Source organism: Bartonella sp. AP9QHHD (assembly GCF_042195625.1).
Lineage (GTDB): Bacteria > Pseudomonadota > Alphaproteobacteria > Rhizobiales > Rhizobiaceae > Bartonella.
Genome location: NZ_JBHIOP010000093.1, coordinates 119,561 through 130,027, shown reverse-complemented (window position 1 = coordinate 130,027; position 10,467 = coordinate 119,561). Strand labels below are relative to the sequence as shown.

General features: G+C 39.1%; 7 protein-coding genes. All 7 read left to right on the top strand.

What is annotated here, in order from left to right:
- The coding region (locus tag ACFIK4_RS08690; RefSeq protein ID WP_375675760.1) for a Vomp family autotransporter at positions 1-3,241 on the top strand (3,241 nt) is incomplete at its 5' end.
- Entirely contained in the window at positions 3,238-3,840 is a 603-nt protein-coding gene (locus tag ACFIK4_RS08685; RefSeq protein WP_375675759.1) for an invasion associated locus B family protein, read from the top strand. The genes ACFIK4_RS08690 and ACFIK4_RS08685, both read left to right, overlap by 4 nt.
- Positions 3,841-4,744: 904 nt before the next feature.
- Positions 4,745-6,055, top strand: a complete 1,311-nt coding sequence (locus ACFIK4_RS08680; RefSeq protein WP_375627678.1) for a Ppx/GppA phosphatase family protein — start codon at positions 4,745-4,747, stop codon at positions 6,053-6,055.
- A gap of 29 nt (positions 6,056-6,084) precedes the next feature.
- A complete protein-coding gene (locus ACFIK4_RS08675; RefSeq protein WP_375611866.1) occupies positions 6,085-6,813 on the top strand; it encodes an RlmE family RNA methyltransferase in 729 nt (242 codons plus the stop codon).
- A gap of 173 nt (positions 6,814-6,986) precedes the next feature.
- On the top strand, positions 6,987-8,012 hold the full coding sequence (gene obgE / locus ACFIK4_RS08670) for a GTPase ObgE (RefSeq protein ID WP_375668328.1): 1,026 nt from the start codon (positions 6,987-6,989) through the stop codon (positions 8,010-8,012).
- 1 nt (position 8,013) lies between these two features.
- Positions 8,014-9,153 (top strand): glutamate 5-kinase, encoded by a 1,140-nt coding sequence (gene proB / locus ACFIK4_RS08665; protein ID WP_375627675.1) that lies wholly within the window; start codon positions 8,014-8,016, stop codon positions 9,151-9,153.
- A gap of 45 nt (positions 9,154-9,198) precedes the next feature.
- A complete protein-coding gene (locus ACFIK4_RS08660; RefSeq protein ID WP_375675758.1) occupies positions 9,199-10,455 on the top strand; it encodes a glutamate-5-semialdehyde dehydrogenase in 1,257 nt (418 codons plus the stop codon).
- Positions 10,456-10,467 lie beyond the last annotated feature (12 nt).

Genomic DNA, 10,467 nt, shown 5'->3' with positions numbered 1-10,467 from the left:
TTCTTTGAATTGGAATAATGAAGCCAATGCATTTGTAGCTAAGCATGGAACGGAAGGAAACAATAGCAAATTGAAGTTTCTTTTAGATGGAGAAATTTCTAAAGGTTCAACAGAAGCGATCACTGGCAACCAACTTTATTCAATGAATCAAACATTTGCGACCTATTTTGGTGGAGGTGCTGGCTATGAAAATGGAAAATGGGTTGCACCCACCTTCAAACTTAAAACTGTCAATGATGATGGTAGCACTGGTGAGGAAAAGGTTTACAATAGTGTAGCGGAAGCACTTGCAGGTGTTGCAAGTTCTATTACGAATGTTCACAATGATGTGACCAATGTAGTCAGTGATAGTCTTGCCAAGCAGGATAAAAAGACAAAAGTTATCAATATTGGTACAGAAGTAGAAGGCAATGAAATCAATATCGCAAATAAAGACAAAGGGGATAGAATTCTTTCCGGTGTGAAAGAAGCCGTGAGAGGTAATGAAGCTGTTAATAAAGACCAGCTTGATAAAAGTCTGAAGGAGCTTTCTAACAATCTTCAGTCTGATGAATCGGCTGTTGTTCATTACGATAAAACAGGTGATGATAATAGCAGCACTAATTATGCGAGTGTGACTTTGGGTAAAGGTAAGGGTTCTGCACCTGTTGGTTTGCATAATGTTGCCGAAGGTCAGATTAGTGAGAATTCGCATGATGCGGTTAATGGCGGTCAGATTTCTAAGGTTTCTCAGGATATTGCGAAATACTTAGGTGGAGGTACAAGCTTTAAAGATGGTACTTTCACGGGTCCAACCTATAAATTATCCAGTGTTGATGCAAAAGGCGAGGTAGTAGAAAAATCCTATGGTGATGTTGGTTTAGCCATTGAAGGTATTGATACGAATTTCAAGAATGTGAATAACAACCTAACGAATAAGTTTAATGAACTTACTGAAAACATCACGAATATTACTCAGGAAGTTCAAGGCGATGCGCTGTTGTGGGATAAGGACGCAGAGGCGTTTGTAGCGATGCATGGGGACAATAAAGAGAACAGCAAGCTTACATCACTTGCAGCTGGCTCTATAGTATCAGGCTCGAGTGATGCGATTACGGGTGGACAGATTTATGATCTGCAAAAACAGTTTGCTGGCTATTTTGGTGGTGGTGCTGGTTATAATGAGAAAGGCGAATGGCAAGATCCGGATTTCCAAATTCAGACTTTCAGCAATGATGGTACGAAAGGTGATAAGAAGAGCAGTAATAATGTTGCAGGTGCTTTTAATGACATTAATGACAGCATGAGCACTATCAACGCTCGTATTAAGGAAGTTTCAGAAGGAGTTGCACAAGATTCTTTATCATGGAGCAAGGCTGAAGGTGCTTTTGTCGCTTTGCATGGAGAAAAAGATGGTGAGAAGACACACAGCAAAATCACATCACTTGCAAATGGTGATATTACTGCTAGCTCAAGCGATGCTGTAGCAGGAAATCAGCTATATGCTCTAGGTAACAGTGTTGCGCAGTCTTTAGGTGGTGATGCTAGTTATGCAGGTGGCGCTTGGACGGCTCCAAGTTTCAAAGTTAAGATCGTTAATGAGGATGGTACTAAAGTTGAAGAGAAGAAGTATGATACTGTATCGAAAGCATTTGCTGGTGTAGGAACATCTTTTGAGAATCTTCAAAAAGAGTTTACTCAAAACAACACGGAGGTTACTGAAAATATTAAGCAGAATGCGTTGTTGTGGAGTGATTCTGAAAAGGCGTTTGTAGCAACACATGGAGAGGGTGATGAGAAAGGCAACAGTAAAATTAAGTTTCTTTCCAATGGAGAGGTTTCTGCAAGCTCAAGTGAAGCGGTCAATGGTTCTCAGCTTTTTGAGACGAATAAGACTGTTGCAACTTATTTAGGTGGTGGCGCTGAATATAAGGAAGGTCAATGGAGTGCTCCAAGCTTCAAAGTTAAGATCGTCAAAGAAGATGGCAGTGCCGTTGAAGAGCAGAGCTATGATGATGTTGCGTCTGCCTTTGCTGGTGTTGGTGATTCATTCATGAATATTCATAAAGAGCTTCAGAATGAGATTAATAAAGTTGTAGTAGATAGTCTTGTTAAGCAGGATGATGCTACGAAGGTAATCAAGATAGGTGGTGAAAAAGAGGGTAGTGCAATCACAATTGCAAACATGAATGGTGATACACGTAGTCTCTCTGGCGTGAAAGCTGGAACACTTTCTGAAGGCTCGACGGAAGCCGTGAATGGTTCACAGCTTTATTCCTTGCATCAGACGCTAGCGATGTATTTAGGAGGGGGAGCTAGCTATGAAGGTGGCGAATGGAGGGCTCCGGAATTCAAGGTTTCACAATTCAATTCTGATGGTAGTTCGTCAGAAAAGAAGATCTATCATGATGTAGCAGGAGCTTTTGATGGTGTCAGTGATGGTATGACGAGTATCAACGAGCGTATTCATGATGTTGAGAAGAATGTGGCGAGCAATGGTTTGAATTGGAATGAAGAAGAAGGCGCGTATGATGCGAAGCATGATGGTAAGTCGAGTAAGATTACGAATGTATTGGATGGTAAGATAGAAGAAGGCTCGCAAGAAGTTGTTAATGGTGGTCAGCTTTGGAGTACGAATGAGAGGGTAAAAGAGGTTGAAGACAAAGTAGATACGATAGATCAACATGTGAAAGATATTGAAGTAGCCGTAACGGATGGCGTTGTTTCCTATGACAAAGATAGTGATGGGAAAAAGACCAATAGCATTACGTTAGTAGGAGGCAATGACAGCGAACCTGTTATGATAGACAATGTAGCGGCAGGCAAGATTGAAACAGGTTCTCAGCAAGCTGTTAATGGCGGTCAGTTGCATGATTATACTGAAGAGCAGATGAAGATAGTTCTTGAAGATGCCAATAAGTATACGGATGAGAAAGTTAGTGGTCTTGTCAATGATGCTGTTAACGAGTCGAAATCCTATACGGATATAAAGTTTGAGACGTTGAATTATGCTATTCAGGATGTTCGGAAAGAAGCAAGACAAGCTGCTGCTATTGGTCTAGCGGTGTCCAACTTACGTTACTATGATATACCAGGATCTTTAAGTGTTTCATTTGGGAGTGGTTTATGGCGCAGTCAATCTGCACTTGCTATTGGTGCTGGTTATACATCTGAAGATGGAAATATTCGCTCGAATGTATCTGTGACAAGTGCTGGAGGTCATTGGGGAATAGGTGCTGGAATTACTCTGAGGTTGAGATGATAATAGAAAAAATGGCTGTTATTGTAAAAACGAGAAGTATGTTAGTAAAGGTTCTGTTTGCTCTTGCCTTAATAGGCAAGAGCGAAAGCTTTGCCAACGAGAACAATAATATTTATACAGTGCATCCACCGCACTTATCGATACCTAAGGGAGAACCTGGCGAAACACGTCGAATTATTATGCAGTTTTATGATTGGACTTTGATTTGTGACGAAAAACAAAAGCTTAAACATAAGCAAGGTATATGTAATGTGACACAGACGGTTCATGATCAAGAAGGAAATACCATTTTTAGTTGGTCTCTTGTTTCTACGACAAGTGGTCAAGCAGTGATGCTTTTTCGAACATTGCCAAATTCTGATATAAATGTTCCGATTCAAATGTTTGTAAAAGATGTTAAAAAACCTGTTCTTATTAATTATACGCAATGTAATGAAACGGTTTGTTTAGCACAATCACCTGTAGGGCCGGTTTTGACTAAACAAATAGAGCAGAACAATAAGGTACGTATTTCCTATAAAACTAAAGAAGGTAAGGTATTTTCTTTTACTGTACCATTTAAAGGGTTAAATGCAGCACTTAATTCTTTCCGTCCTTAGAATTCATCGAGTATTTTTAACAAGAGTCATTTTTCCATAAATTGTTGTATTATATTTTTGAGTGTAAATTATAAGGTCAAATAAGTAAGAAGTTTTATATAATATGATATCGAGGTGATTTATTGGAAAGAGTGAGAGTTTTATGAATATAAAGTCACAGTAAGTTCTTTATATGTAATAGAAAATCAAGTTAGTGTTTCCTATAATGCTTAAAGAGTGATTTCGTTAGTTATTAAAAGTAAAAAAGATTAGAAATACTCGATTTCTTCCTTACAATAATGAGTAGACTAAATTATTTTTTTAAGCTTAAAATGGATTTTTAAAGCGGTCTGATTAAGCATTAATATTTTTCAGATAAATTTATAATTCTAGAGTTTTTTTGAACGATAGTTTTTATTGGTATTCACGAAATAACAGCTATTGTAATTGCATTTTGTAGTACTATGGAACTTTTATTCCAGCATAATCAAAGCCATTTCATTGCATATAACAACGAGGTTTGTGTGTGGATAACGAAAAAAAATTTTTTTTCTTATAAACCGTACTAATGTATAGGTTGTTGTAACCTTAAAAGTCAGCAAATAGTATGATAGTGTAGGTTTGTTACAATAGAGGTATGCTCCGTGTAAATGGTATAAAGAAAAGAGCATAATTTATAAAAATTGATGTGAACGTAAACGATTAATTTATAGTTTTAAGTTCATAAAGAGATGCATGATTTCACGGAAACAACCGAAAGATTATACAAAAAACTGAATGATGTTAGTGTAGAAAATTTTAATGATAGAAAAAGAAAGAATGATTTCTTGTATATATCATTTGATGCTGCATTATTGCTTTATTTAGGAATGAGCAGAAGAGTTTTCGCGTTTATTTATTGGGGGACGCTCAAGGGATAAGGGACATGACCCCGTTAAATTATGGTTCAAAAGAGTTAAAGCAAGGAGAAATATACGATACCAAAGCAGATCAATTGTATGATCAGTGCGGTAGTAATACAAATAATCTTTCTGCATTGTCACGAACAGAGGCATACTCTGTCCTTGTTGATATAAAGAGACAACAGAGAAAAAAACATTATGAACAGAAACAGGTTTTTGTTCAATCTGAGGCAGCTTTTGAGTTTCATAATCAGATAATGATAGGTGCTCAAAAAACAAAAAAACTCAAAGCACCTTTTCTTCGACGGTTCCATCCAGTAAAATCTCCACCTCTTTATGCGGCACTTGATCTCGGAACAAATAATTGTCGTCTTCTTATCGCATCTCCCAGTAAACCTGGATATTTTCGTGTTGTTGATGCTTTTTCTCGTATTGTACGATTGGGAGAAGGTTTAATAAATAACGGTTTTCTTAATACACAAGCTATGGATCGTGCGATTGAAGCATTAAAGATTTGTCATTTAAAGCTAAAACAAAGGCATATTAAGCGTTATCGCTTGATTGCAACGGAAGCTTGTCGTTCTGCAGAAAATGGTAGACATTTTATTCAGCGTGTTTTGGAGGAGACAGGTCTTGAATTGGAAATTGTTGATCGGCAAACAGAAGCGCGTTTTGCTGTTACAGGGTGTAGTACACTTGTTGAACCAAATACTGACGCAATTGTGCTTTTTGATATTGGAGGAGGATCATCAGAAATTGTGCTACTTGATGTTTCTCAAAAGCGTTCTTTTCGTTTAGCTCGACAAATTATCGCTTGGACTTCTCTTCCTGTTGGTGTTGTTACGCTTGCTGAACGTTTTGGAGGGAATGATATTAGCTTAGACGATTTTGAAAAAATGAAAAGTTATGTGCGAGGGTTATTAAATAATTTTTCAGATCGTCATAAATTAGGAGAGTTAGCACAAGGTTCAAAGTTTCATCTTTTGGGAACCTCCGGTACAGTTACGACTTTAGCAGGAATGTATCTTAATTTAGAGCGTTATGATAGGAAAAAAGTGGATGGCATTTGGATGAAGGATGCAGACATTACACTTATGACACAACGTCTATTATCATGGGATATAGAAAAACGTGTCATAAGTCCTTTTATTGGGCGCGAGAGAGCAGATTTAGTTTTAGCTGGTTGTGCAATTTTAGATGTTATTCGGGAAGTTTGGCCAAGTCAGCGTTTAAGAGTTGCTGATCGTGGATTAAGGGAAGGAATTTTGATAGAGCTAATGTTACGCGATGGGGTATGGTGTCGTCGTAGAAAGAGCAGAGATTTCAAGCGTTAGAGAATTAAATATGGAGACAATGAATAACGATGAAAAAAACAACAAAAACACCGAGAGGTGGCTATGGAGGTTCAGGGTCACATGAATTATATCAGCGCGTAAAAAAGAAAGCAGGAACCATTAAAGCTTCATCACGACGATGGTTAGAGAGGCATCTGAATGATCCTTATGTCCATCAATCAAAAGTAGATGGGTATCGTTCGCGTGCGGCTTATAAACTCATTGAAATTAATGAGCGCTATAGGTTTTTGAAAAAAGGTCAAAAGGTTATTGATCTAGGAGCAGCACCTGGAGGCTGGTGTCAGGTGGTTGAGCGTATAGTAGGGTCAAGTGATGAGGATCCTAGCGTTGTTGGTATTGATTATTTACATGTTGATCCATTGCCTAGAGTTGCCATGTTGGAAATGGATTTTTTGCATACAGATGCACCGCAGAAATTAATTGAAACTTTAGGGACAAAACCGGATGTGGTTCTTTCTGATATGGCAGCGCCAACAACAGGTCATCGTCAGACGGATCATTTAAGAACGATTTATTTATGTGAAGTTGCGGCTGATTTTGCTCTTTCGGTTCTCAAGCCTGGGGGATATTTTTTAGCAAAGGCTTTTCAAGGGGGAGCAGAAAACACTCTTCTTGCAAGATTAAAACAGCATTTTAAAAAAGTCTACCATGTTAAACCACCCGCAAGCCGATCAGAATCAGTAGAGCTTTATCTTCTAGCACTTGAATTTAAGGGAAAAACAAAAGTACAAGAATAGCACCTTCTTTTAAGAAGACTTAATTTTACTTAACCTATTTAAATGCGATGATTTTTTTCTCAAAGAGTTATCAGCGATAGTGACAGTTTTTCTGTTATCAATGATGAAAAACTGGTAAAATTAATGTATTGCCTATAGAGGTAGAGAGATTGATTCCTCAGTGAGTGTTTCCAATGAAATTTCTTGATCAAGCTAAAGTTTATATTCGTTCTGGTAATGGAGGTTCTGGAGCAGTATCATTTCGCCGTGAAAAATTCATAGAATTTGGGGGGCCTGATGGAGGGAATGGAGGACGGGGTGGTGATGTCTGGGCTCTTGTTGTTGATGGACTTAACACGCTGATTGATTATCGGTACCAGCAGCATTTTAAAGCAAAAACAGGGGGACATGGCAAGGGGCGTAATATGACGGGTGAGAAGGGTGATGATGTCATCCTTAAAGTTCCGGTTGGGACGCAAATTTTTGAAGAAGATAATACAACGTTAATATGTGATTTAACGGAAGTGGGACAGCGCTATCGCCTTGCAAAAGGAGGGAATGGCGGTTTTGGCAATCTTCACTTTACAACATCGACAAATCGGGCACCGCGTCGTGCAAATCCAGGTTTGTCTGGAGAAGAGCGTGCAATATGGCTTCGTTTGAAGTTAATTGCTGATGCGGGGCTTGTTGGTTTACCAAATGCTGGAAAATCAACTTTTTTAGCTTCTGTAACGGCTGCAAAACCAAAAGTTGCAGATTATCCTTTTACCACTCTACATCCTCATCTTGGTGTTGTACGTATTGATGGTCGTGAATTTGTTTTGGCTGATATTCCAGGATTAATTGAAGGAGCGCATGAAGGTGTGGGAATTGGAGATCGTTTTTTAGGACATGTGGAACGTTGTCGCGTACTGCTTCATCTAATTTCTTCTCAAGAAGAAGATGTAGCAAAAGCATATCAAATTGTGCGTCATGAACTTGAGGCATATGGAAATAATCTAAGTGATAAAACTGAAATTGTTGCTTTAAGCCAGATAGATACTCTGACAATTGAAGAGCGTGAAGCTAAACGGGAAGCTTTGCAAAGAGCAGCGGATCAACCAGTTATGATGTTTTCTGCGGTTAGCCGCGAAGGTTTAGAAAATGTGCTGCGTGCTGGTGCACATATTATTGAAATGTCACGCAAAGAGGAGATCAGTGGGGATAGCAAGGTTGATTGAGATGGCTGTTGGATCGCAAAAACTTACACACTATAAACGTATTGTGGTCAAGATTGGATCTGCCCTTTTGGTTGATCCTCAGGCGGGTTTACGGGTTGAATGGCTTAAAAGCTTGATCAATGATGTTGTTGAATTACACAAAGGAGGCGTAGAGATATTATTGGTGTCTTCAGGTGCTATTGCTTTAGGAAGGACATTGCTACAGCTTCCTAAGGGGGCTTTGAAATTGGAAGAAAGCCAGGCATGTGCTGCTTTGGGGCAAATTGAGTTAGCAAAAACCTATGGTGATGCGCTTGCTCAACATGGGCTCAAAACAGGCCAAATTTTGCTCACTTTATTTGATACGGAGGAGCGAAGGCGTTATCTCAATGCACGTGCAACGATTGAGACGCTTTTATATTTGGGAGCTGTGCCTGTTATTAATGAGAATGATACTGTTGCAACAACTGAAATTCGTTATGGTGATAATGATCGTTTAGCTGCACGTGTGGCAACAATGGTGAGGGCAGATCTTTTAATACTTTTATCCGATATTGATGGTCTTTATACAAAGTCTCCCCATAGTGATCCTACGGCTGAATTTATACCTTTTGTTGCATCCATTACGCATGATATCGAAAAAATGGCAGATGTTGCTGCTTCAGAGTTTTCACGGGGAGGAATGAAGACTAAGCTTGAAGCCGGAAAAATAGCTAATGCTGCTGGAACGGCGATGATTATCACCTCAGGCAAGCGTATGAATCCTCTTGCTGCAATTGACAAAGGTGAACGCAAGAGTTTTTTTGCGGCAAGTAAGAAATCTGTCAATGCTTGGAAAACATGGATTTCTGGTCATTTAGATCCATCTGGTGTTTTGACGATTGATCAAGGAGCCATTAGGGCTCTTGAATCAGGAAAATCATTATTAGCTGCAGGGGTTATTGCCGTTGAGGGAAATTTCCAGCGTGGGGATACGGTTGCAATTGTTGGTACAGATGGAGTTGAGATTGCGCGTGGACTTGTAAGCTATGACAAAGATGAGGCTGTACGCATTATAGGACATAAAAGTGAAGAAATCGAAGCTATTCTTGGGTATGAGGCGCGCTCTGCTATGGTGCATCGTAATGATATGATTGTACGTTTCTTGATCAATTCTGTTTAAAAAAGTTACTTTTGTTTTTATTGTTTTGGCAGAGTGGATGTTACGATGACTTTAGAAGAAAAAATGAAAGATATGGGACAAAAAGCACGCTATGCCGCTGCAGCATTGGCTGTTGCTTCTTCTGAGCAAAAGAACAATGCATTAGAAATGATCGCTTTAAGTTTAGAGGCTCAGTCAGATGAAATTTTACGGGCGAATTGTCAAGATTTAGAGAATGCTGCTCAGAATAATTTGAAAGCTGCAATGATTGATCGGCTAAAATTAGATGATTTGCGTTTACGTGCAATGATAGACAGTGTTCGCCAAGTTGCTCGTTTATCTGATCCTGTTGGACAAGTGATGGATGAATGGACGCGTCCAAATGGGCTTCATATAAGTCGTGTACGAACACCTCTTGGTGTGATTGGCATTATTTATGAAAGTCGTCCCAATGTTACAGTTGATGCGAGTTCTTTGTGCTTAAAAGCAGGTAATGCTGCGATTTTGCGCGGTGGTTCGGATAGCTTTCATTCTTCTCATGCTCTTCATTTAGCTTTGGTACAAGGTTTAGAGCGCTCTGGTTTACCCAAAGATGCTATCCAAATGGTTGGAACGACAGATCGTGCTGCCGTTGGGGAAATGCTCAAAGGGTTGGATGGAGCGATTGATGTGATCGTACCACGTGGTGGAAAGAGCCTTGTTGCTCGTGTTCAGTCTGATGCACGTGTTCCAATTTTTGCTCATTTGGAGGGACTTTGTCATATTTATATTGATAAATCGGCAGATTTAGATATGGCACGCAATATTGTTTTAAATGCAAAGCTGCGGCGAACAGGGATATGCGGTGCTGTTGAGACAGTTCTCATTGACAGCCAAGCATTAAAAAAATTTCTTCCTGTTTTAACTGCTTTACAGGAAAAGGGGTGTGAAATTCGTGCCACAGAAGATATTGTTTTTCTTATGCCAGATGTCAAATTAGCTTCTGAAGAAGATTGGTCGCATGAATATCTTGATGCTATTCTTTCTGTTAAAACGGTTGAGGGTGTTGAGGGAGCCATTGCTCATATCAAGCGTTATTCATCAGGACATACGGAATCGATTATTGCTGAGGATTTGGAAGTGGTGAAGAATTTTTTTAATCATTTAGATTCAGCTATTTTATTGCACAATGCATCTACACAATTTGCTGATGGAGGTGAATTTGGTTTTGGAATGGAAATTGGTATCGCAACAGGAAAAATGCATGCACGTGGTCCCATAGGTGTTGAACAGCTAACATCATTTCAATATTACGTTAAAGGAAATGGTCAGGTTAGAGCTTGAGAACACCATTTT